This is a genomic window from Limnohabitans sp. INBF003 (assembly GCF_055396645.1).
In genome coordinates, this window is the sequence record NZ_AP029222.1 from 503,603 (window position 1) to 526,651 (window position 23,049).

Genomic DNA, 23,049 nt, shown 5'->3' on the forward strand with positions numbered 1-23,049 from the left:
TCATGAAAAAACACCTGCTTGTCCTGTCCGCTTTGCTTGTCAGCATCGGTGCTGCCGCCAAACTGCCTGCTCTGAGCGAAGAAGGCAAAGCCAAAGCGGCCGAGGCCGCTGCCAAAACCGCACACAGCAACAAAGTGGCCGACTACCAACTTTGCAAGTCACGCGAAAAAGTGGCAGCGCACTATTACAAAACCAACGGAAAAGGCAAGGCTGCACCCACAGCCACCCCCGCTTGTGTGGACCCAGGCGCTTACAAGCCTGCCGAAACCACTGCGGCGGCACCTTCTACTGCGCCTGCCGGTGCCAAGCCAGCGGCAGCACCTGCTAAAAAAGGCTGATCCTTTTTTCAGCGTCCTCGCAAAATCCCCCGTCGGTAACGGCGGGGGATTTTTACGTTAGGCTCAAGCCATGTCTGTAGTTCTGAACGCCCAAGTGGCCACATCGGCCCCGGCCAAGCCCCACATCACCCGAGCGCGTGCGCCCCTCACACGCAGTGTCACTGTGCGCAACGAATTCAGCGAGGTGTCCGACACGCAAATCCCGGCCGAACGCGCGCTCACCATCTATCTGGACAAAAAAGAACTGGTGACCTTGATGACCTTGGGTGCCGAGCCTGAATGGCTGGTGTTGGGCTTTTTGCGCAACCAGCGCCTGATCGATTCGGTGGACCAGATCGAATCCATCACGGTGGACTGGACGATTGGCGAAGGCGAAACGGGCGAGCCTGGTGTGGCGGCTGTCAAAACCCGTCCGAATTCGCAAGTGGTCGTGCAGCGCAGCGCAGACCGCGTGGTCACCACTGGCTGCGGCCAAGGCAGTGTGTTTGGCGATTTGATGGCGCACATCGACGAAATTGAATTACCAGCTGCCCAGATCACGCAAGGCCAGCTCTATGGCTTGGTCAACGCCATCCGCGTGCAGGAGACCACCTACAAATCATCCGGCTCTGTGCACGGTTGCGCGTTGTTTCAGGGCGACCAAATGCTCATGTTCGTCGAAGACGTGGGCCGTCACAACGCGGTGGACACCATCGCCGGCTGGATGTGGATGAACGATGTCAGCGGGCAAGACAAAGTGTTCTACACCACCGGGCGTCTCACAAGCGAGATGGTCATCAAGTCCGCCCAAATGGGCGTGCCCGTGGTCGTGTCCCGCAGCGGCATCACACAAATGGGCCTCGACGTGGCCAAGCGCCTGGGCCTGTGCGCCATCGGCCGCGCCACCAACAAACGCTTCTTGTGTTTCAGCGCCCCCGAACGACTGCTCTGGCAACCTGAGCTGGCTCAATAAACCATTCGCGAGCAGGGGCTCGCTCCCACAAAAGACCAGATGCTGTATCCCTGTGGGAGGCCGCCCCTGCGGCCGAAGGTTTCATATCAAAGCCACATCGCATCCCAATGCGGGTAATCGCCCACGCGCTTGACCAAACCTGCTCGCAAAGGATTGGCCACGATGTACCTGGCCAAGGTCTGCAAGTCTTCTTCTTGGCGCATGGCGCGGTCATGAAAACCCGCCTGCCAGACAGGCATACCCAACGCGCGAGACACCATCGACTTCACACCCTGCACACAACGCACCAAATCCACCTGTTCACCCAGCTGCATCAACCAGTGCAGATGATCCGGCATCAGCACATAAGCCCAAGTGCTGGCTCTGCCCAGACGGTCTTCTGTGTGCAAAGTGCGGATCAGGCAGCGGGCCGCTTGAAACTCCTCAAAGACAGGTTGGCGGTTGAGTGTGACCATCGTCAGCAGATACACCTGACCTGCCTGTGAATGTCGGCCAGTGCGCAGGCGGTGTGACTCGGCTTTTTGTGCCATGTTGTGCTCCCTGTGGTGATGCTAGTGACTGCGCATATCTCTGGCAAGCGGTTTGCCACCATTCGCGAGCAGGGGCTCGCTCCCACAAAAAACCAAACGCCGTATCCCCTGTGGGAGGTCGCCCCCGCGGCCGAATGCTTGAACGGGCACAAAAATGCCTTTTCCGCCGCCGTGATTTCGTTGTGCGGTAAGGTCAGGGCATGAATCAACAAGGATGGATGCACGGTCTGCGGCTGGGTGGGCGCAATTTGTGGCGCGATTTGCGTGCGGGTGAACTGCGGTTGCTCATGCTCTCGGTGGCTTTGGCTGTGGCTGCGCTCACTGCGGTGGGATTTTTGGCCGACCGCATGCAGTCGGGCCTGTGGCGCGATGCGCGTCAGTTGCTCGGTGGCGACGCGGTGGTCGTCAGTGACCAAAGCACCCCGGCGGCCTTTGTGCAGCAGGCCAAAAGCATGGGCTTGCAGACCAACACCAATGTGACTTTCCCGACCATGGCCCGCGCCATGGCCGAACAAGGCGGTGCCAGCCGCCTGGTTGCCCTGAAAGCGGTCGAGCCCGGTTACCCCTTGCGCGGTCAGCTGCTGGTCTTGCCCGGTGTGGTGCAGTCCGGCGCTGAGGTCAACAAATCGGCTGTGCCCGTCGCAGCTGCCAAGACCCCGGCCATTCCGCCCACGGGTGAGGTCTGGGTTGACCCAGCATTGCTCGACAACCTCAGCCTTCAAACCGGCCAACTGCTGGCTTTGGGCGAACGCAGTTTCCGCATCTCGGCCGTCATCGAGCGCGAACCCGACCGGGGCGCAGGCTTCATGACCTTTGCCCCTCGCGTCATGATGAACGCGGCCGATTTGGCCTCCACCGGTTTGGTGCAACCCGCCAGCCGTGTCACTTGGCGCATGGCGGTGGCAGGCGATGCTGCCGCGGCCGAGCGCTTTGTGCAATGGGCCAGGCCCGAGGTGGAACAGTCGCATGTGCGCGGCGTGCAGATCGAGTCGCTTGACAGTGGCCGCCCCGAAATGCGCCAGACGCTGGACCGCGCTTCTCAGTTCTTGAACCTGGTGGCGCTGCTGGCCGCGCTGCTTTGCGCCGTGGCCGTGGCCTTGGCGGCCCGCAGTTTCGCCGAAAGGCAACTCGACGCCTGTGCCTTGCTCAGGGTGTTGGGCCAAAGCCAGCGCACACTCACTTTGAGTTACGGCCTGGAGTTTTTGGGCGCAGGCCTGTTGGCCAGTGCCGTGGGTGTGTTGGCAGGTTATGCCGTGCACCTGGGTTTTGTGTTGTTGCTGGCAGGCTTGGTGGATGCGCAACTGCCTGCCGCCACCGTGCAACCGGCTTTGATGGGCATGGCCATGGGCCTCACGCTGCTGGTGGCTTTTGGCTTGCCGCCTGTGTTGCAGTTGGCGCAAGTGCCGCCGTTGCGCGTCATCCGGCGCGACCTGGGCAGCTTGCAAGTGCGCTCGGGTTTGGTGCTCGCCATGGGCTTGGTGGGCTTTGCGCTGACGCTGGTCATGGTCAGCCGCAATCTGACTTTGGGCTTGATCACCGTGGGTGGGTTCGCAGTGGCCTTGCTGGTGTTTGCTGGTTTGGCCGCCGCCGCGTTGTGGCTGCTGCGTCGCACCGTGCCAGATGAACAAGCGCCGCGCTGGTTGCGTTTGGCCACGCGCCAAGTGGCAGCACGACCCGTGTTTGCCGTGGTCCAGGTCAGCGCCTTGTCGGTGGGCTTGCTGGCTTTGGCCCTGCTGGTGCTGCTGCGCACTGACCTGATCGCCAGTTGGCGTCAAGCCACCCCGGCCAACGCGCCCGACCGTTTTGTCATCAACGTGCAGCCCGAGCAAGCTACCGACTTTTTGGCGAGCTTGAACAAAGCCGGAGTGCAATCGCCCGACTGGTTCCCCATGATCCGGGGCCGCCTGGTGGCCATCAATGGCCGCGAGGTTGGGCCGACTGACTTTGAAGCCGACCGCGCCAAACGCCTGATTGACCGCGAAATCAACCTCTCGCACTCGGCCACCTTGCCCGCACACAACCCCCTCACGGCAGGCCGTTGGGTGCCCGAAGAAGCCGACGGCGTGAGCGTGGAGCAAGGCATTGCCGACACCCTGGGGCTCAAGCTGGGCGACCAGTTGCGCTTCGACATTGCAGGCCAGCTGCGCGAAGCCCGCATCACCAGCCTGCGCAAGGTGGATTGGACCTCCATGCGCGCCAACTTCTTCATGATGTTCCCCGTCTCGCAAATGCCCGACCTGCCCATGACCTACATGGCCGCCTTCCGTTCGCCGCCGGGCCCCGCAGGTTTTGACAACGCGCTGGTCAACCAGTTCCCTAACATCACCAGCGTCGACATGCGCAGCACCCTGGCCCAGGTCCAGCGTGTCATGGACCAGGTGATCCGGGCGGTCGAATATTTGTTTGCCTTCACGCTGGCTGCGGGATTGATGGTGCTCTTGGCCGCCGTGGGTGCCAGCCGCCAAGCGCGTGAGCGCGAATACGCCATCATGCGGGCGCTCGGGGCAGGGCGCACCTTGCTGGCCCAAGTGCAGCGCACCGAGTTGCTGGGCTTGGGTTGGTTGGCGGGTTTCATGGCCAGCAGCATGGCCTTGGTGGTGGGCTGGGCCTTGGCCCGTTTCGCGTTCGAGTTTGCATGGCAACCTCCGCTGTGGGCACCTTTGGCTGGCGGTGTCTTGGGCGCTCTGCTGGCTTGGACAGCAGGCAGCCTCAGCCTGTCCGGCGTGCTGCGCCAACCCGTCATGCAAACCCTGCGGCAATCCACTGAGTGAACGCCGCCCACCACCTCTTTGGCGGCCTTAGGTTCCCTGTGGGAGGCCGCCCCTGCGGCCGAATGTGTGCAGTGGCTCTGGCGGGCATTCGCTAGCAGGGGCTCGCTCCCACACAAAACCGTCATCTGCGCCTCCTGCAAAATACAAACCATGCAAATCGAAGACAAACCCCCGTTTGAAACCCCGTTCGAGTGGATCGGTGGAGAGCCCCGGGTGCGGGCCTTGGTCGACCGCTTTTACGACCTGATGGACCTGGAGCCCGGCTACAAAGAGCTGCGTGCGGCCCACGGCAGCACCTTGCAAGATGCGCGCGACAAACTGTTCTGGTTCTTGTGCGGCTGGCTCGGTGGCCCCGAGCATTACACCGAACGCTTTGGCCACCCGCGCCTGCGCATGCGCCACATGCCGTTTTCGATTGGCGTGATGGAGCGCGACCAATGGCTCGCCTGCATGGACCAAGCCATGCAGGAAACCGGGGTCGATCCCGTGCTGCGCGAACGCCTGAACGCCAGCTTCTTCAAAACCGCCGACTGGATGCGCAACCGCGGCGCTTGAAGTCGCTCCCTGTGGGTGGCTGCCCCTGCGGCCGAAGGTGTGAAAGGGCACACCACCCGTCAAACCACTTTCTTTTGTGGCACGATCAGCGGGTGAAAATCAACTCCCTGCAAGACCTCAAGCAAGTCCAGAAAAAACTGGCCGAGGCCCACCAAAAAGCGCAAGCCGAAGAGGCGGCTCGCATCGCCGCTGCCCGCCAGCGCGAAGCCGAAGCCAACCTGTTTGCCCGGGCGGTCGGGGTGGTTCAGCGCATGCCCCTGAATGCCCAAGTCAGCATCAGTCCACCCGCGCCAGCGCCCGTGGCCGTGCAACGCCAAAAAGACGAAGAAGCCGTGCTGCGCGATGCTTTGAGCGATGGTTTTGACGTCAGCACCTTGCTCGACACCGACGACGCCTTGAGTTTTCGGCGGCCCGGCATCGGCATTGATGTGACCCAAAAACTGCGCAAAGGTGGCTGGTCCATCCAGCGCGAGATTGACCTGCACGGCCTGCGCAGCGACGAAGCCCGCGTGGCACTGGCCGAATTCATCCGCATCGCCCACCGCCAAGGCTTGCGCTGCTTGCGCGTGGTGCATGGCAAAGGCTTGGGCTCGCCCGGCAAAACCTCGGTGCTCAAACCCAAGGTTCACAGCTGGCTGATTCAAAAGAACCAGGTCATGGCCTTTGTCCAGGCCAAGCCCGCAGAAGGCGGTGCCGGAGCCTTGCTGGTCTTACTCAAGCCTGCGGGCTGAGCCACGCCAACCTGTTCGTGGGAGCGAGCCCCTGCTCGCGAATGGTGGCCGGAGCCACTTCACACATTCGGCCGCAGGGGCGACCTCCCACAGAGATTCAATTGGGGTCAGCCCCCATTTATCCAGACATTCATTCACCCCGGCTTCTGCGCCTGTTCGCACTTCACCTGAATCAACTCATGCTGCCCATCGGCACCCAGCCGCATCGCGCTCAGGCAGCCGCCCCACACGCAACCCGTGTCCAGCGCCCACACGTCACGGCGCTTGAGCAAACCCAAGGTCGACCAATGGCCAAAGGCCACCGTCACATCGGCCGTCTGCCTGCCCGGCACGTCAAACCAAGGCATGAAGCCCACAGGCGCTGCATCGGCCCCTTCTTTGGCAGCGAACTCCATCACGCCATCGGCCGAGCAAAAGCGCAGGCGGGTCAGCGCGTTCACCACCACGCGCAGGCGGTCCACGCCCATCAAGTCCTCGCGCCAGGCTGCAGGCGCGTTGCCATACATCTGGTGCAAAAAATCGCTCAAATCAGGCCCACGCAAGACCGCCTCCACCTCGCCCGCCAAAGCCAAGGTTTGCGCCACCGTCCAAGACGGCAACACCCCCGCATGCACCATCAACACGCCATGGTTCCACATGGCCATGCGCTGGTGCCGCAGCCAGTCCAGAAGGGCAGGGCGGTCGACCGCGTGCAAGATGCCGTCCAGCGTGTCCATTGGCTTGAGTCGCCCAGCTCCGGCGGCTACTGCCAGCAAATGCAAATCGTGGTTGCCCAGCACACACTGCACTGAACTGCCCATCGCCATCAAGCGGCGCAGCACTTGTTCCGAAGCAGGCCCCCGGTTCACCAGATCGCCCAACACAAACAAGCTGTCCCGGCTCGCAGAGAAATCAAGCTCGTCCAGCAAGCGCCCCAAAGGCGCATCGCAACCCTGCACATCACCCACCCAATAAACAGCCATAAACACCTCTTGAATGGGATTGTCCCAAATCGCCACACCACCGGGCTGCATATTCACATACGCAGGCCTCAGCCCAATTTGAATCTGACGCCATTCCACTCTTGGCACAATGGCGGTTATGGATTTTTTATTGATTGTCTTCCTCACCCTGCTCAACGGGGTGTTTGCCATGTCGGAGCTGGCGCTGGCCTCCAGCCGCAAAGCCCGTCTGGCCGCTATGGAAGAGGCGGGAGACAAAGGCGCACACGCCGCCCTCAAACTGCTCGAAGAGCCCACCCAGTTCTTGTCCACCGTGCAAGTGGGCATCACCTCCATCGGGGTGCTCAACGGCATCGTGGGCGAGGCCGCTTTCAGTGCCGACTTGGCCCTGCAACTGGTGCAGTTGGGCTTGACTGAACCCGTTGCGGCCATCACGGCCACCGCCATCGTGGTCACCATCATCACCTTCACCACCATCATCTTTGGCGAACTGGTGCCCAAGCGCATCGGCCAGCTCTACCCTGAAGCCGTGGCCCGCTTGGTGGCACGCCCCATGGCCTGGCTGGCCAAAGCGGCGGGGCCCTTTGTCAAACTGCTCTCGCTGTCCACGCAAGGCATGCTCAAGCTCATGCGCATCGACAGCAAAGGCAGCCGCGCCGTGACCGAAGAAGAAATCACGGCCAGCTTGGTCGAAGGCGTGGACGCCGGGCTGATCGAAGAACACGAACACCAAATGGTGCGCAACGTGTTCCACCTCGACGACCGCGCGCTCACCTCCATGATGACGCCCCGCAGCGACATCCAGTGGCTCGAAGCCAGCCTCTCGCCCCAACAAGCCATGGACCGCATCAACCAAATGCGCGGCGAAGGCAACCACTCCTGGTACCACCGTGTGCCGCGACGGCCTGGGCCACATCATTGGCGTCATCAGCCTCTCGCACCTGCTGGCGCTGCCCCACAGCGACGAACGCCCGCTCGAAAATCATGCCCAAACCGCCCACTTCGTGCCCGAAACCCTGACCGGCATGGAGCTGCTTGAGCAAATGCGCGACCAGTCCAGCCGCATGCTCTTTGTGGTCGACGAATATGGCGAAGTGCAAGGCCTGCTTACCCCGCTCGACCTGCTCGAAGCCATCACCGGAGAGCTCAAGCCCGACACCCAAACCGACGCCTGGGCTACGCAAAACGAAGACGGCAGCTGGCTGCTCGACGGCATCATGCCGGTCAACGAACTCAAGGCGCGCTTGGACATCAAGGAACTGCCCGCCGAAGACAAAAACCGCTACAACACCCTGGCGGGTCTGCTCATGTACGCCCTGGGCCAGCTGCCTGCCCAAGGCCAAGTGATCGAGTTGGCCGACTGGCGCTTTGAAGTCGTCACGCTAGACGGTCGCCGCATCGACAAAGTCGCCGCCACGCAGCAGCCAGACACGTTAGAAGCGGCCTGACTGCCATCACCGGTCATTGTTGCCCAAGGTGTCACATGCTGTTTCCAATTCATTATGAATAATGGTTTTCAGACCTGATCCAACTCGACTTTCGGTATTTTTCATAAATCAAGCCGGAAACGTCATTCATTCATTTTTCAACTTGTAAATCAGCCATGAAGAAGGCGTTGTATATCCAAATAGTTGGATATACAGATATTGATTGGTGTATATTCACGATTCTTATCTTTTAATCAGGATTAAACATGACTGCAAGCTACAAAGAGTTATTGGCCCAGCGCGAAGCCCTGGAGCAAGCCATTGCCCAAGCCCGCAAAAACGAAATTTCCAGCGCCGTGGCCAAAGTGCGCGAGCTGGTGGCCGAATACGGGCTGACCGCTCAAGACGTCTTTCCTGGTCGCGCTGCCAAATCCGGTGCCCCCAAAGCGGCCAGCAAAGTGGCCGCTAAATACCGCGATGCCGCCACAGGCCAAACCTGGACAGGCCGTGGCAAAGCTCCAAAATGGATCGAAGGCAAAGACCGCACACCCTTCGTGATCGCCTGAATTCCCGCAAGGGCCTCAGGCCGGCCGGTTAAATAAGCGGACAGCCGCTTTATTTGATTCAAGCCTGCCCACACATAAAACCCCGCACATGCGGGGTTTTGTTTTGGCCACCACCATCCGGGTCAAAGTGTATTGCCACATAAAATACAAGCCGAGACAGCCTGCAAAATACTGAATGACCCAGAATCCGCAAACCCCAGCCCCCCTGTTTGACGAAACCACGGCATCAGACCGCTGGTACCTGGCCTACACCAAACCCCGGCAAGAGCAAATTGCCCAAGTCAACCTGGAGCAGCAAGCCTTCGAGGCTTATTTGCCACTTTACAAAAAGTTCAAAAAAACCGAACAAGGCCCGGTCGCGCTGTTCGAGCCCATGTTCCCGCGCTACATCCTGTTCAGGCCTGGCAAGCCTGAGCAAAGCATTTCGGCCGTGCGCAGCACCAAAGGCATCGCCACCCTCGTGCGCTTTGGGTTTGAGCCCGCAGTGCTGCAAGACGAACTCGTGCAACGCATCCGCCAGCTCGAAGAAGACCGCAACCACGCCACGCTGCAAGAACTCAGCAACCTCAAAGCAGGTCAAACCGTGCGCCTGAAACATACCGCCCTTGGCGGGGTCGAAGGCCTCATTCAAAGCGTCTCCAGCAAACGCGTCGCTGTGTTGCTTGAAATTCTGGGCCGGCCCACTGTGGTCCAGCTTGAACACCATCATGTTGAAGTCAGCAGCTGATTTCGGTCACCCCTCTGGGTCAGATGCCTCTAAAATCTGCAACCATTCAGCCACGCACACTGCCTTGTCTTCCACAGCCCCTCACAACCCCTTGCCGCAGCACATTGCCATCATCATGGATGGCAACCGCCGCTGGGCCAAAAAGCGCTTCATGCCAGCAGCGCTAGGGCATGCCGCTGGGGCCAAGCAAGTGCGCGACATCGTCAAGACTTGTGCCGAAATCGGTGTGACGCACCTCAGCCTGTTCGCCTTCAGCACAGAAAATTGGAAGCGCCCCGAAGAAGAAGTCTCCAGCCTCATGGGGCTGTTCATGTCTTACCTCCAAAAAGAAGTGGACAGCATGAACACCAACGGCGTGCGCCTGAAAGTGGTGGGCGACAAAAGCCGTTTTGCCCCTGCACTGCAAGACCTGATTGCCCGGGCCGAACAACAAACCGCTAACAACACCCGCATCACCCTCACGGTGTGCGCCAACTACGGCGGCCGCTGGGACATGGTGCAAGCCGCCCAAGCCTGGCAACAAGCCCACCCCAACCAAAGCCTGCAAGCCCTGACCGAAGAAGCCTTGGCCCCTTACCTCAGCACGGCTTACGCGCCCGAGGTCGATTTGCTCATCCGTACCGGCGGCGAATCGCGCATCAGCAACTTCATGCTCTGGCAAGCCGCCTACGCGGAACTGTTTTTCACAGACGACCTCTGGCCAGACTTTTCGCCAGCGCGCTTGAAGGAAGCCATCGCCTGGTTCGCCAGCCGCGACCGCCGCTTCGGATCGTCTGCACCACTTTGAGGCTTGGATGGTTAGCCCATCTCGGGTTGACCTGCGGGTTAACCCGGTCTCGAATTCAAAAAATCCCCTGAAAACATTTCGTCTGTGCACTCTTTTGGGGTAGTTTTGGGTAAATCCTTTCTATTCTTAAGAATACAATCATAGGCTGTCCAAAACCCGCCATTTGCCAAGCTTCGCGTCAGTCTGAGCGCCTAAGCTGAAGCCAATGGCCCAGGGCAAAGTCTGCAAAACACCTTGCCGGACTGCGGTAGCCTGCCTGCCACCCCAAAGACACACACCATGACACAACGCAAAGGCATCATCCTCGCTGGCGGCTCGGGCACGCGCCTGTACCCCGTCACCCAGGCCGTGAGCAAACAGCTCATGCCCGTGTACGACAAGCCCATGGTTTATTACCCGCTGACCACGCTCATGCTGGCGGGCATTCAAGACGTGTTGCTCATCAGCACCCCCCAAGACACCCCCCGCTTTGCCGACCTGCTGGGCGACGGCCGCCAATGGGGCATGAACATCCAATACGCCGTGCAGCCCAGCCCCGATGGCCTGGCGCAAGCCTTCATCATCGGCAAAGACTTTGTGGGCAACGACCCCAGTGCGCTCGTGCTGGGCGACAACCTCTTTTATGGCCACGACCTGGTGGGCTTGCTCAACAACGCCAGCCAGCGCACCACAGGCGCCAGCGTGTTTGCCTACCATGTGCAAGACCCCGAGCGCTATGGCGTGGTCGACTTTGACGACCAGCAACGCGCCCTGAGCATCGAAGAAAAGCCCAAAGCCCCCAAAAGCAACTACGCCGTCACGGGCCTGTACTTTTACGACAACCAGGTCTGCGACATCGCCGCCGACATCCAGCCCTCGGCACGCGGCGAGCTAGAAATCACCGACGTCAACAAACGCTACCTGGCGCAAAACCAGTTGAATGTCGAAATCATGGGCCGTGGCTACGCTTGGCTCGACACCGGCACCCACGACAGCCTGCTGGAAGCCGCTGGCTTTATTGCCACCCTGCAAAAACGCCAAGGCCTCATGGTCGCCTGCCCCGAAGAAATCGCCTTCCACCAAAAGTGGATCACCGCAGAAAGCCTGCAAAAGCTGGCCCAGCCCCTGGCCAAAAACGGCTACGGCCAATACCTGCTCAACCTGCTGAAATAAGCCACCAGGCTCCCTGTAGGAGCTTGCCCTGCAAGCGAATGTCAGCAAACCCCCGCCACATGCGCCTAACCCCCGCCCAAATCAGCACCATCAAAAGCACCGCCCAAGCCGTGCTGGGTGAGGGCGTGCAGGTCACCCTGTTTGGGTCGCGGGTGGACGATGCGGCCAAAGGCGGCGATGTGGACCTGATGATCGAGGTCAGCGATGCCTTGCTCGAGCCAGCCTTGGTCTCGGCCCGCATTGCCAGCAGGGTCTCGCGTGCCATGCATGGGCGCAAGGTGGATGTGCTCCTCAAAGCCCCCAACTTGCAGGAACAACCCATTCACCGTATCGCTGCGCAACAAGGGATTGCATTGTGAGGGCAGCAGAAGGCCAATGGGAGCGACTCCAGTTTCTGGCGCGTGTCACCCACAAAGAGTGCCTTTATCTGCAGGAAACTGATAGCCGACTCTTTGCAGACCCCATGACCCTTGAGAGTCTGCAAAAGATGGAGATAGACCCTGTGCTGGCCGAACGGCTGGATGCTTTTGTGGGGCGGTTTGGCCGACTGCAAGACAACTTGGGCGACAAGCTGCTGCCCCAGTTGCTGGACGCCATGGCAGAAAAAACAGGCGCAGTCATTGAAAACCTGGACCGTGCCGAAAAGCTGGGCTGGATCGAATCGGCTGATGTCTGGCTCGAAATGCGCAAGCTTCGCAACCAGATGGTTCATGAATACATCGAAGACATGAACATCCTGATCAGTGCCTTGAAAACCGGTCACGCATTTGTGCCTGTGTTGATCGCCACAGCCCAAAGGTTCGCTGCTCAAATCGTCAAGCTTGCACCTTAAATCCCCCATGCCCTACACCGTCACTCCCACCCACATCCCCGACCTGCTCATCCTCGAGCCCAAGGTCTTTGGCGATGCGCGGGGTTTCTTTTTTGAAAGCTTCAACCAGCAAGACTTCAACCAAGCCACGGGCCTGAACGTGCAATTTGTGCAAGACAACCACAGCCGCAGCGCCCAAGGCGTGTTGCGTGGCCTGCACTACCAACTGCAGCAACCCCAAGGCAAGCTGGTGCGCGTGGTGCGCGGCGCGGTGTTTGATGTGGCGGTCGACATCCGCCAAAACTCCCCCACCTTCGGCCAATGGGCCGGGGTCGAGCTGACCGAAGACAACCACAAACAACTCTGGGTGCCCCCCGGCTTTGCCCACGGCTTTGTGGTCTTGTCAGACAGCGCAGACTTTTTGTACAAAACCACCGACTACTACGCGCCTCAGCACGAACGCTGCATCGCTTGGAACGACCCAGTCATCGGTATCACCTGGCCACCAGGCCTGCAACCGAAACTCTCTGCCAAAGACCAAATAGCCAAACCCTTGGCCGAGGCAGAACTTTTTTAGTTGTCATACCCGCGCATGCGGGTATCCATGCCTTCAAAACCATGGATGCCCGATCAAGTCGGGCATGACAGAACACTAGACAGATGCCCGATCAAGTCGGGCATGACAAAGCAAATAACAAACACTTCACACATGTTCCTCAAAGACCTGGCCCCAGCAGTCGGTTTTGGCACCAGCGGTGTTCGCGCTTTGGTGTCAGACCTCACCGCGCCCGTGGTCGCCACCTATGTGCGTGTGTTCATTCAGCACCTGCGCCAAACAGGGCAACTGCAAGCTGACACCACCCATTGCGTCATTGGCTGGGACTTGCGCCCCAGCAGCCCCGACATTGCCGCCGCCGTGTGTGCTGGCCTTTTGGCAGAAGGTTTGCAAGCCGACTGGGCAGGCTGTTTGCCCACACCCGCTTTGGCATTGCGCGCCTTGCAAATGCGCTGCCCCGGCATCATGGTCACGGGCAGCCACATTCCGTTTGACCGCAACGGCATCAAGTTTTACACCGCCCAAGGTGAAATTTTGAAGGCCGACGAAGCCGCCATGGGGGTCGTGCCCGTGGCCCGCCTGCTGCCGCAAAACGGCATGGTCCAACATCTGGCCGAGTGCATAGCACAGGTCAAAGCCCAAACGGGCGAAAGTGCTGCCCTGCAGGCCTACACCCAACGCTACACCCAGTTGCTGCCCGCACAGGCCTTGCAAGGCTTGCGTATTGGCGTTTACCAACACAGCGCAGTGGGCCGCGACATGCTGTCGCAGCTGCTCGGCCAATTGGGCGCACAGGTCATCAGCCTGGGCCGCAGCGACCAGTTTGTGCCCATTGACACCGAAGCCGTTTCGGCTGCAGACGAATCCATGGCCGCACAATGGTGCGCACAGCACCAGCTGCATGCCGTGGTGTCTACCGACGGTGACGGCGACCGCCCTTGGGTGTGCGACGAGCAAGGCCGCTTCATGCGTGGCGATGTGCTGGGCACCCTCACGGCCATGTGGTTGGGTGTGCAAACCGTGGTCACCCCGGTCAGCTCCAACACCGCCCTCGAAAAATCTGGGCAGTTCAAGCACACACGCCGCACCCGCATCGGCTCGCCTTATGTCATCGAGGCCATGCAAGCCCTGCAAGCGCAAGGCCACACCAGCATGGCAGGGTTTGAGGCCAATGGTGGCTTCTTGCTACAAACCGCACAAAACGGCCTGCAGCCCCTGCCCACCCGCGACAGCACCTTGCCCATCCTGGCCGTGCTGGCCATGTCCCAGCAGCGCCAGCAGCCCCTGTCGGCCTTGCCCGGTTTGCTGCCTGCGCGCTACACGCAGTCTGACCGCATTCAAAACTTGCCCACAGCCAAAAGCCTGCAACTCATCAAGCACCTGGCCAAAGAGGCCGACGCCTTGCAGGCCTTTGTCCAGTTCACCGGCAGCAGCGTGGCCAGCACAGACCAGACCGACGGCCTGCGCATCACAATGGCCAACCAAGACATCGTGCACTTGCGCCCATCGGGTAACGCCCCCGAGCTTCGTTGCTACACCGAAGCCGCCAGCGCACAACAGGCACAGCAACTGCTGGCAGCCAGCCTGAACCAAATAAAAACTATTCTGAGCTAAACATATGAAGCTGATCTCAGTCGTCCTCTCTGGCGGTGCAGGCACCCGCCTCTGGCCTGCATCACGTCAGGCCTATCCCAAACCTTTCATGAAGCTGGGTGGCAGCGCCTTGTTGGAGCAAGCCATAACCCGTGGCCAAGCCTGCGGCACTGACGATCTGCTCATCGTCACCAACCAAGACCACCTGTTCCTCACGCAAAACCTGGTGGCCGAAATGGCCCAGCCACCCCGCGTGAGCTACCTGCTGGAGCCCAAAGGCCGCAACACCGCCCCTGCCATTGCCCTGGCTGTATTGGCCGTGGCCCAGCAGCATGGGCGTGATGCCGTCATGCTGGTGCTGGCGGCAGACCACTTGATCCCTGACACCTCGGCCTTTGTGGCAAACGCCTTGCAAGCGGCCCGCCATGCCCAGCAAGGCCAGCTGGTCGTCTTTGGCATCCAGCCCACCGGCCCCGAAACCGGTTTTGGCTACATCGAAGTGGCCAAAGTGGGTGGCGATGCGCAGACCGTCATCCAATTTGTCGAAAAACCCAACCTGGCCACAGCCCAAGAGTATTTGGCAACAGGCCGCTACTACTGGAACAGCGGCATGTTCTGCTTTAGCGCAGGCACCATGTTGGACGCTTTGGCCCAGCATTCACCCGAAGTGCTGGCCGCCGCACAAAACACCATGGCCAGCAGCCAAGCCCAAGCCGGGCAGGGCACAACAGCAGGCATCACCCGCTTTGAATCCCACGCCTTTGGCCTGCAGCCCGACATCAGCATCGACTATGCAGTCATGGAACGCGCTACCAATGTCACCCTGGTGCCCGCCAAGTTTGGCTGGAGCGACGTGGGCGCCTGGCCCGCTGTGGCTGCAGCCCACACCGCAGACGGCAACGGCAATACCATGGCTTGTGATGACCACATTGACTGGATCGATGTGGACACCAGCAATACCCACATCCACATCGATACCCAAGGGCACAAACAAGTCGTGGCCACCATCGGCATCCACAACACCGTCATCGTGCACACCCCCGATGCCCTGCTGATCGCCGACAAAGCCAAGGCCCAAGACGTCAAGAAAGTGGTCGATGCCCTCAAGCAACGCCACATCGACAGTGCGCAATACCAAAGCACGGTGCTGCCCTCTTCAGTCAACCGCCCATGGGGCACATACACCACCCTGAAGGAAGAGGGCGGCTACAAAGTCAAACGCATCACAGTGCGCCCGGGCGAGAGCCTGAGCCTGCAATACCACCACCATCGCGCAGAGCATTGGACGGTGGTGCGTGGCCATGGCATCGTGCAAATTGGCGATGCGCAATACCCCACTGGGCCAGGTGAATACCGTTACATCCCCCTCAAAGAAACACACCGCTTGACCAATACAGGCGAAGAAGAACTGGTGCTGATTGAGGTGCAGGTGGGCGACTACTTGGGTGAAGACGACATCGTGCGCTTGCAAGACAACTATGGACGCGCATAAATGAACATGGTTAAAGCACTCTGGTCCTATCGCGGTTTCATCCGCGGCAGCGTCCAGCGCGAGTTTCAAAGCAAATACCGCAACTCCTTGCTGGGCGCTGCGTGGAACATCATCAACCCCCTTGCCATGATCGTGGTCTACACCGTCATCTTTGCCCAAGTCATGCGGGCTAAGCTGCCAGGGGTGGACAGCACCTTTGCTTACAGCATCTACCTGTGCGCGGGCTCGTTGACGTGGGGGCTGTTCGCAGAAATGGTGGGTCGCAGCCAAAACATGTTTTTGGACAACGCCAATTTGCTCAAAAAAATCAGCTTCCCCCGCATCACCCTGCCCATCATCGTAGTGGCCAATGCGGGGCTCAACTTTGCCATTGTGTTTGGCTTGTTTTTAGGCTTTTTGGTGGTCAGTGGCAATTTCCCTGGGTGGGTAATATTGGCCATAGTGCCCATTTTGGTTTTGCAAATCGCCTTTGCCATGGGCTTGGGCATGGTGCTTGGTGTGCTGAATGTTTTCTTCAGAGATGTGGGCCAATTCTTTGGCATCTTTTTGCAGTTCTGGTTTTGGCTCACGCCCATCGTCTATCCGGCAGCCATCTTGCCCGAATCTATCAAGCCCTATATGGCCATCAACCCCATGGCTCCTGTCATGGCCGCCTACCAAGGCATTTTGGTCAACCAGCAATGGCCGCAATGGGCCAGCCTGTGGCCTACAGCCTTACTTGCTGCAGCATTGTGTCTACTGGGCCTGCATCTGTTTAAAAAGAATGCTGGCGAAATGGTGGACGAACTCTGATGGGCATGATTGTTGTTTCAAACTTAGGCAAAGCCTATAAGCAATACCCCACCCGTTGGTCACGCCTGCTGGAGTGGATCACCCCTGGCCAAGCCAAGCGCCACCAGCTCAAGTGGGTGCTGCAGGGCATCAACTTCACCGTCAACGCGGGTGAGGCCGTGGGTATCATCGGCATCAACGGTGCAGGTAAAAGCACATTGCTCAAGCTCATCACCGGCACCACACAGCCCACCACAGGCCACGTGCACATGACAGGCCGCGTGGCTGCCATGTTGGAGTTGGGCATGGGTTTTCACCCAGACTTTACCGGGCGGCAAAACGCTTTCATGGCAGGCCAGCTGCTGGGCATCAGCAGCGAAGACATTGCCCATTTGATGCCCGAGATAGAAGCCTTTGCCGAGATTGGCGACTACATCGACCAGCCCGCGCGCGTTTACAGCAGCGGCATGCAAATGCGCTTGGCCTTCAGCGTGGCCACCGCCATTCGGCCAGACATCCTGATCGTGGACGAAGCGCTATCTGTGGGTGACGCGTATTTTCAGCATAAGAGCTTCGACCGCATCCGCGAATTCCGCAAGCAAGGCACCACGCTGCTCATCGTGAGTCATGACAAAGGTGCCATCCAGAGCATCTGCGATCGCGCCATTTTGCTCAACGCCGGCCTCTTGGCCATGGAGGGCGAGCCTGAGGCCATCATGGACTATTACAACGCAATGTTGGCCGACCGCGAAAACCAAGCAGTCAAGCAAGAAGCTCGCGAAGATGGAAAAGTACAAACTATTTCCGGCGGCGGAGAGGCCACAGTCGAAGACATAGTTCTGCTCAACGAAAAGGGCGACCGGATTGAAGTGGTAAATGTCGGGCAAGCCATTCAGCTCCAAATCAAGGTAAGAACCAAGGCTGATCTCCCTGAACTTGTGCTTGGGTACATGATCAAAGACCGGCTGGGTCAGCCGGTCTTTGGTACGAACACCCACCATCTCAAACAAGAGCTGACCCACGTACCGCGAGAAGCCTCCGTAACTTTTGGCTTCAACTTCAACGCCAATCTGGGATGCGGTACCTACTCAGTGGCGGTGGCGCTACATACTGCGGACACCCATATTGCCAACAACTATGAATGGCGCGATCTGGCACTTGTCTTTAATGTTGTTAGCCTGGATAAAGCCACCTTTGTGGGTGTAACCTGGCTGCCCCCAATTTTGACCATAACCCAATGAGTGACGATTTCTACAGGGCATTTGAAGAGCGGCATCGCGGCTCCCGTGAGTTGATCAAATCACGCCAGCGCGTGTATCTGCCATTCATCGAACCTTTGCTTTCTTTTTATAAAGAGGCAAAAGGCATTGACTTGGGTTGTGGGCGGGGCGAGTGGCTTGAACTACTCAAAGAATCGGGCTTCGATGGACACGGAGTAGATCTGGATGATGGCATGCTCGCAGCGTGTCGTGAACACTGCTTGAGTGTGGGCACGGAAGATGCTATATCAGCGCTTAAAGCATTGCCTGATGAAAGCCAAATCATCGTTTCGGGTTTTCACATAGCTGAGCATATTCAGTTTTCTGATCTACAGTTGTTGGTTCAGGAGGCGCTACGAGTTTTGAAACCCGCAGGGCTATTGATACTTGAAACTCCCAACCCTGAAAACATAACGGTCGGAACAGTCAATTTCTATCTTGACCCAAGTCACCAAAGACCAATTCCCCCTCTGTTGCTTTCTTTTTTGCCTGAGTACTATGGGTTTGCTAGGGTCAAGGTCATTCGTCTTCAAGAAGATAAGTCGTTGGCTGGAAAATCCCGAACCTCTTTGCGCGATGTCTTGGGCGGTGTCAGCCCAGACTATGCCGTAGTGTCACAGAAAGCTGCGGATACACCATTACTCGATTGCAACAGCGATGCTTTCGCGAAAGAGTACGGCTTAACGCTGGATGCACTGGTAGAGAAATTTGATCAACAGGTGATGCATACCAGCGAACGTGCCCTCTTAGCAGAAGCGCAAGCCCAGCAAGCCAGCGAACGTGCCGCCTTGGCAGAAGCGCAAGCCCAGCAAGCCAGCGAACGTGCCGCCTTGGCAGAAGCGCAAGCCCAGCAAGCCAGCGAACGTGCCGCCTTGGCAGAAGCGCAAGCCCAGCAGGCCAGCGAACGTGCTGTTAACGCAGCGTCTGCATTAACAGCAGTAGACAATAGCCCGTCATGGCGCCTAACCGCACCATTTCGAATGGCCAGTCGCGCGGTTATTGCTTTTTCGCAAGGGCTAAAAGATCTAAAGCCAGCGATAAAATCGAAAACCAAACTGCTGCTTGCGCACGCAAGCCTTTACGTCACTCGCCGTCCCAAACTCAGACATGCTGCGCTGGCCGTATTAGCCCAATTCCCATCCTTGAAGGCTCGCTTAAAAGTAGCGACGAGGAACAGATCTTTTGCACAAACAACAGTGCCTACCGTTTCGACCGATTTAGCAAACCTGACACCCCGCGCCCGTCAGATTTACGCTGATCTGAAAGACGCGATTGACCGTCGGCAAAAGGAGAATGGCTGATGCGCATCGTGATTGACATGCAAGGGGCGCAAACTGAAAGCCGTTTTCGTGGCATAGGCCGCTATGCCTTATCTTTCGCCCAGGGCATTGTTCGTAACAGGGGTGAACATGAAGTCATCCTGGCGTTAAGCGGTTTGTTTCCCGACACCATCGAATTCATCCGCACCGCCTTCGATGGCTTGTTGCCACAAGAGAATATTCGAGTCTGGTATGCGCCCGGTCCGATAGCAGAAGGTTACACCGAAAACAACGCCCGGCGCGAGGTGGCGGAACTCATTCGCGAAGCATTTCTAGCCAGCCTTCAGCCGGATGTCACTCATGTGAGCAGCCTCTTTGAAGGCTATTGTGATGATGCTGTGACCAGCATTGGGCGATTCGACCAAAGCACGCCGGTTAGCGTCACGCTGTACGACCTCATTCCTCTGTTGAATCCTGACCACTATCTCAAACCCAACCCTAGTTACTCTAAGTATTACTGGCGCAAAGTCGATCACCTTAAGCAAGCATCGGTCTTGTTGTCAATCTCAGAGTACTCGCGTCACGAAGGGCTAGAGCATCTTGGAACTCAGGAGAGCCACATAGTCAATGTCTCGACAGCTATCGAGGAGCATTTTCAGCCACTCCAAATCAACGACGACATCACAACCGAACTACGCCGTAAATTTGGACTTGACCGTCCATTTATCATGTACACCGGCGGTGCTGACGAACGCAAAAACTTGCCGCGCCTGATCCAGGCCTATGCTGCCTTACCGGCCTCGCTGCGTGCTGGGTACCAGTTGCTGATTGCAGGCAAGATATCCCAAGGCGATCTCGCTCGCTTGCAATATGTCGCCAAATCCAGTGGTCTCACGCCGGATGAGTTGTGCTTCATAGGTTACGTGACCGACAAAGAACTCATCCAGCTCTATAACCTCTGCAAACTTTTTGTTTTCCCTTCTTGGCATGAAGGCTTCGGTCTGCCAGTGCTTGAAGCCATGGCCTGCGGTGCGCCAGTGATCGCAGCCAACACATCGAGCCTGCCAGAGGTTATCGGCCTTGATGCCGGGCTGTTCGACCCGCTTGATGTCTCTGCGATGGCCACCAAGATGGCCCAGGCCCTGGAAGACGACACATTTCGCGCCACGCTACGCCAGCACGGATTGCAACAGGCGAAGCGGTTTTCCTGGGACGAATCGGCCAAACGGGCAATTGCGGCATGGGAGTCGCTGCAGAAATCGAAACCCCAACAAAATCCAGCCAGCCAACCAATCGGGCGCAAGCCGAGACTCGCCTTCGTTTCCCCCTTGCCACCGGAACGCACCGGCATTGCCGATTACTGCGCCGAACTGCTACCGGCACTGGGGGAGCATTACGCCATTGAACTTGTTGTGGTTCAGGATCGGGTAGATACGAGTTGGGCCAATGAACATCCTAGCCGAGTGCACGACGTGACCTGGTTACGCACCCACGCCGATGAGATTGACCGGGTGGTCTATCAGATTGGCAATTCGCCTTTCCACCAACACATGCTGCCCTTGCTGCGTGAAATCCCAGGTACGGTGGTGCTGCACGATTTCTATTTGAGCGGGCTCATGGCCTGGTTAGAGATGGTCGCCGGTACGGATCACACCTGGGCCGAAGCGCTTTATGCCGCCCACGGCTATGGCGCCGTGCGTGAGCGCTATCGTGACGCCGAAGTAGCAAAGCGCCAATTCCCGGCCAATTTACACGTCCTGCAGCACGCCCAGGGCTTAATTGTTCATTCTGAGTATTCGCGAAAACTGGCGCAGCAATGCTATGGCAGTGGTTTCGCGGCCGCGTCCGTGGTGATTCCACTTCTTCGATCACCAGCGGAGGCCCTTGATAAGGCTGCCGCCCGAAAACAGCTCGACATCGACGGAGACGATTTCGTCGTTTGTAGCTTTGGTTTTCTGGACTCAACGAAACTCAATCATCGCTTGCTTGGCAGTTGGCTCAGCAGTGCCCTGGCAGGCGATAAACAATGCAATTTGGTTTTCGTCGGCGAAAACCACGGCGGCGACTATGGCTCAAGCCTGTTGCAAACCATCCGATCGAGCGGCTGTGGCAATCGCATCCGCATCACCGGCTTCGCATCGCTGGAAATGTTCCGGCAGTATCTGGTGGCCGCCGACGTAGCGGTGCAGCTTCGCACCCATTCGAGAGGCGAAACGTCCGCTGCAGTTTTGGACTGCATGAACTACTCGCTGCCACTCATCGTTAATGCCAATGGCTCGATGGCGGAACTGGACCCCGAAGCTGTCTGGATGCTCCCCGACGAATTCAACGATGCGGCCATCGTCGAAGCTCTAGAGATCTTATGGCGCGAGCCTGAACGCCGGCGCGCCCTGGGCGAACGAGCACGCGACAGCATCCGCAGCCATCACGCGCCAGCCGAATGCGCCAAACGCTATGCCGATGCGATCGAGCATTTTCATTGCCGCGCCTTAACCGGAACACCGGCTTTGGTAGATGCCATCGCGGCGCAAAAACAGCGTGGTTCCGGCGATGGCGAATTGATTCAGCTCGCCCAAAATATTTCCGCGACGCTGCCCTTGCCGCGCCCGGCAAAGTGCCTGTTTTTGGATGTAACAGCCACCTGCCGCAACGACCTCAAGACGGGCATTGAGCGCGTTACGCGCGCCTTACTGCTGGCGCTGTTGGAGGCCCCGCCTGATGGCTACCGTATCGAGCCCGTGTATCTCAGCGATACCGGCGGGGAATGGTGCTACCGCCACGCACGCCGTTACACCCTCGGTTTGTTGGGTTGCCCGCCAGAGGTGCTTGACGACGAGAGTGTTGAACCCGAAAACGGTGACGTGTTGCTGGGGCTGGATTTATCAGGCGACATGCTGGTTCAGGCGGAGGGGGCAGGCTTGTTTACGGATTACCGTAACCGTGGGGTTGCGGTGCACTTCTTGGTTTTCGATCTGCTACCGGTGCGTATGCCAGATGTATTTCCGCCCGGCGCTGACAGGATTTATGCGCGATGGCTGCAAACGGTTACAAAGTTTGATGGTGCCATCTGCATCTCCAAAGCCGTCGCCGATGATCTTGCTGCATGGCAAGCAGAGATCGGCATTGATTGGAAAGACCGACGGCCTTTCCAGATTGGCTGGTTTCACCTCGGCGCAGACATGGCGAGTTCTGCCCCCAGCCGTGGCCTACCCGACGACGCCAAATGGAAGTTGCGTCAGCTTCAAGCCCGCCCAAGTTTTCTGATGGTTGGCACCATCGAGCCACGCAAGGGGTACCTGCAAATTCTCGAAGCTTTCAGTCAACTCTGGAGTGAAGGCGCCGATGTCAACCTGGTCATCGTCGGTAATGAGGGGTGGAAAGGCCTATCGCAAGATAGCCGGCGCACCATCCCAGAAATCGTAAACCGGTTGCGTAATCATCCCGAACTCGGCAAACACCTTTTTTGGCTTGAAGGCATTAGCGACGAGTATCTCGACAAAGTCTATGCTGCGTCGACCTGCCTGATCGCGGCTTCTGAAGGCGAAGGTTTCGGACTGCCGCTTATTGAAGCTGCGCAACACAAGTTGCCGATCATTGCACGCGACATTCCCGTTCTTAGAGAGGTGGCGGGTGAATGTGCATATTACTTCAGGGCCCGTGAGCCTCAGGCGTTGGCAGATGCGGTAATGAATTGGCTGGCATTGGATGAAGCAAAGAAAGCGCCAGATTCTGTGGGTATGCCTTGGCTAACGTGGAAAGAAAGTGCGCAGCAACTGAAAAATGTACTCTTCGATAGGTAAAAATTCGAGCTTGGTACTTCGTACGATCAAT

The 23,049-nt window shown here is 58.5% G+C and carries 20 protein-coding genes and 1 pseudogene; 19 read left to right on the forward strand and 2 right to left on the reverse strand.

Annotated elements, in window-relative coordinates:
• The first annotated feature begins 2 nt into the window (after positions 1-2).
• Positions 3-338, forward strand: coding sequence for a hypothetical protein (locus ACZ5VE_RS02440; RefSeq protein ID WP_464456497.1), 336 nt, complete (start codon positions 3-5; stop codon positions 336-338).
• A gap of 70 nt (positions 339-408) precedes the next feature.
• A complete protein-coding gene (locus ACZ5VE_RS02445; RefSeq protein ID WP_464456498.1) occupies positions 409-1,290 on the forward strand; it encodes a formate dehydrogenase accessory sulfurtransferase FdhD in 882 nt (293 codons plus the stop codon).
• Between the two features lie 86 nt (positions 1,291-1,376).
• Here ACZ5VE_RS02445 and ACZ5VE_RS02450 read toward each other — a convergent pair whose 3' ends face one another.
• Complete coding sequence (locus ACZ5VE_RS02450; protein WP_464456499.1) at positions 1,377-1,820, reverse strand: REP-associated tyrosine transposase; 444 nt, start codon at positions 1,818-1,820, stop codon at positions 1,377-1,379.
• A gap of 200 nt (positions 1,821-2,020) precedes the next feature.
• Here ACZ5VE_RS02450 and ACZ5VE_RS02455 point away from each other — a divergent pair, with 200 nt between their 5' ends.
• The 3 genes from ACZ5VE_RS02455 (at position 2,021) to ACZ5VE_RS02465 (ending at position 5,877) form a co-directional block, all read left to right on the forward strand.
• On the forward strand, positions 2,021-4,591 hold the full coding sequence (locus ACZ5VE_RS02455; protein ID WP_464456500.1) for an ABC transporter permease: 2,571 nt from the start codon (positions 2,021-2,023) through the stop codon (positions 4,589-4,591).
• 150 nt (positions 4,592-4,741) lie between these two features.
• Positions 4,742-5,146: a group II truncated hemoglobin gene (locus ACZ5VE_RS02460; protein WP_464456501.1), complete on the forward strand. Its 405-nt coding sequence runs from the start codon at positions 4,742-4,744 to the stop codon at positions 5,144-5,146.
• A gap of 92 nt (positions 5,147-5,238) precedes the next feature.
• Complete coding sequence (locus ACZ5VE_RS02465; protein ID WP_464456502.1) at positions 5,239-5,877, forward strand: Smr/MutS family protein; 639 nt, start codon at positions 5,239-5,241, stop codon at positions 5,875-5,877.
• Between the two features lie 134 nt (positions 5,878-6,011).
• Here ACZ5VE_RS02465 and ACZ5VE_RS02470 read toward each other — a convergent pair whose 3' ends face one another.
• Positions 6,012-6,839: a symmetrical bis(5'-nucleosyl)-tetraphosphatase gene (locus ACZ5VE_RS02470; RefSeq protein WP_464456503.1), complete on the reverse strand. Its 828-nt coding sequence runs from the start codon at positions 6,837-6,839 to the stop codon at positions 6,012-6,014.
• Positions 6,840-6,957: 118 nt separating this feature from the next.
• On the opposite strand from ACZ5VE_RS02470, the pseudogene ACZ5VE_RS02475 reads away from it, so the two are divergent.
• The 14 genes and pseudogenes from ACZ5VE_RS02475 to ACZ5VE_RS02540 all read left to right on the forward strand — a co-directional run bounded on the left by ACZ5VE_RS02475 (position 6,958) and on the right by ACZ5VE_RS02540 (position 23,018).
• Positions 6,958-8,266: pseudogene (locus ACZ5VE_RS02475) on the forward strand (hemolysin family protein).
• 245 nt (positions 8,267-8,511) lie between these two features.
• Entirely contained in the window at positions 8,512-8,811 is a 300-nt protein-coding gene (locus tag ACZ5VE_RS02480; RefSeq protein WP_464456504.1) for an H-NS histone family protein, read from the forward strand.
• 175 nt (positions 8,812-8,986) lie between these two features.
• Positions 8,987-9,538, forward strand: coding sequence for a transcription termination/antitermination protein NusG (gene nusG / locus ACZ5VE_RS02485; protein WP_464456505.1), 552 nt, complete (start codon positions 8,987-8,989; stop codon positions 9,536-9,538).
• A gap of 64 nt (positions 9,539-9,602) precedes the next feature.
• Positions 9,603-10,325 carry a polyprenyl diphosphate synthase gene (gene uppS / locus ACZ5VE_RS02490; protein WP_464456506.1) on the forward strand — a complete coding sequence of 241 codons (723 nt, stop codon included), beginning with the start codon at positions 9,603-9,605 and terminating at the stop codon, positions 10,323-10,325.
• A gap of 279 nt (positions 10,326-10,604) precedes the next feature.
• The gene (gene rfbA, locus ACZ5VE_RS02495) at positions 10,605-11,477 is read left to right on the forward strand and encodes a glucose-1-phosphate thymidylyltransferase RfbA (protein WP_464456507.1); all 873 of its coding nucleotides are present in this window, start codon (positions 10,605-10,607) and stop codon (positions 11,475-11,477) included.
• A gap of 59 nt (positions 11,478-11,536) precedes the next feature.
• Positions 11,537-11,836: a nucleotidyltransferase domain-containing protein gene (locus ACZ5VE_RS02500; protein ID WP_464456508.1), complete on the forward strand. Its 300-nt coding sequence runs from the start codon at positions 11,537-11,539 to the stop codon at positions 11,834-11,836.
• 104 nt (positions 11,837-11,940) lie between these two features.
• Entirely contained in the window at positions 11,941-12,309 is a 369-nt protein-coding gene (locus ACZ5VE_RS02505) for a hypothetical protein (RefSeq protein ID WP_464456509.1), read from the forward strand.
• A gap of 7 nt (positions 12,310-12,316) precedes the next feature.
• Positions 12,317-12,865, forward strand: coding sequence for a dTDP-4-dehydrorhamnose 3,5-epimerase (gene rfbC, locus ACZ5VE_RS02510; RefSeq protein ID WP_464456510.1), 549 nt, complete (start codon positions 12,317-12,319; stop codon positions 12,863-12,865).
• Positions 12,866-12,997: 132 nt separating this feature from the next.
• Positions 12,998-14,458 carry a phosphomannomutase gene (locus ACZ5VE_RS02515; protein WP_464456511.1) on the forward strand — a complete coding sequence of 487 codons (1,461 nt, stop codon included), beginning with the start codon at positions 12,998-13,000 and terminating at the stop codon, positions 14,456-14,458.
• Positions 14,459-14,462: 4 nt separating this feature from the next.
• On the forward strand, positions 14,463-15,929 hold the full coding sequence (locus ACZ5VE_RS02520) for a mannose-1-phosphate guanylyltransferase/mannose-6-phosphate isomerase (protein ID WP_464456512.1): 1,467 nt from the start codon (positions 14,463-14,465) through the stop codon (positions 15,927-15,929).
• Complete coding sequence (locus ACZ5VE_RS02525; protein ID WP_464456513.1) at positions 15,930-16,721, forward strand: ABC transporter permease; 792 nt, start codon at positions 15,930-15,932, stop codon at positions 16,719-16,721.
• Complete coding sequence (locus tag ACZ5VE_RS02530) at positions 16,721-17,941, forward strand: ABC transporter ATP-binding protein (protein ID WP_464456514.1); 1,221 nt, start codon at positions 16,721-16,723, stop codon at positions 17,939-17,941. The genes ACZ5VE_RS02525 and ACZ5VE_RS02530 overlap by 1 nt, the downstream gene beginning before the upstream one ends.
• Positions 17,938-19,260 carry a class I SAM-dependent methyltransferase gene (locus ACZ5VE_RS02535; RefSeq protein ID WP_464456515.1) on the forward strand — a complete coding sequence of 441 codons (1,323 nt, stop codon included), beginning with the start codon at positions 17,938-17,940 and terminating at the stop codon, positions 19,258-19,260. Before ACZ5VE_RS02530 ends, ACZ5VE_RS02535 begins: the two co-directional genes overlap by 4 nt.
• The gene (locus tag ACZ5VE_RS02540; protein WP_464456516.1) at positions 19,260-23,018 is read left to right on the forward strand and encodes a glycosyltransferase; all 3,759 of its coding nucleotides are present in this window, start codon (positions 19,260-19,262) and stop codon (positions 23,016-23,018) included. The genes ACZ5VE_RS02535 and ACZ5VE_RS02540 overlap by 1 nt, the downstream gene beginning before the upstream one ends.
• The last annotated feature ends 31 nt before the right edge of the window (positions 23,019-23,049 follow it).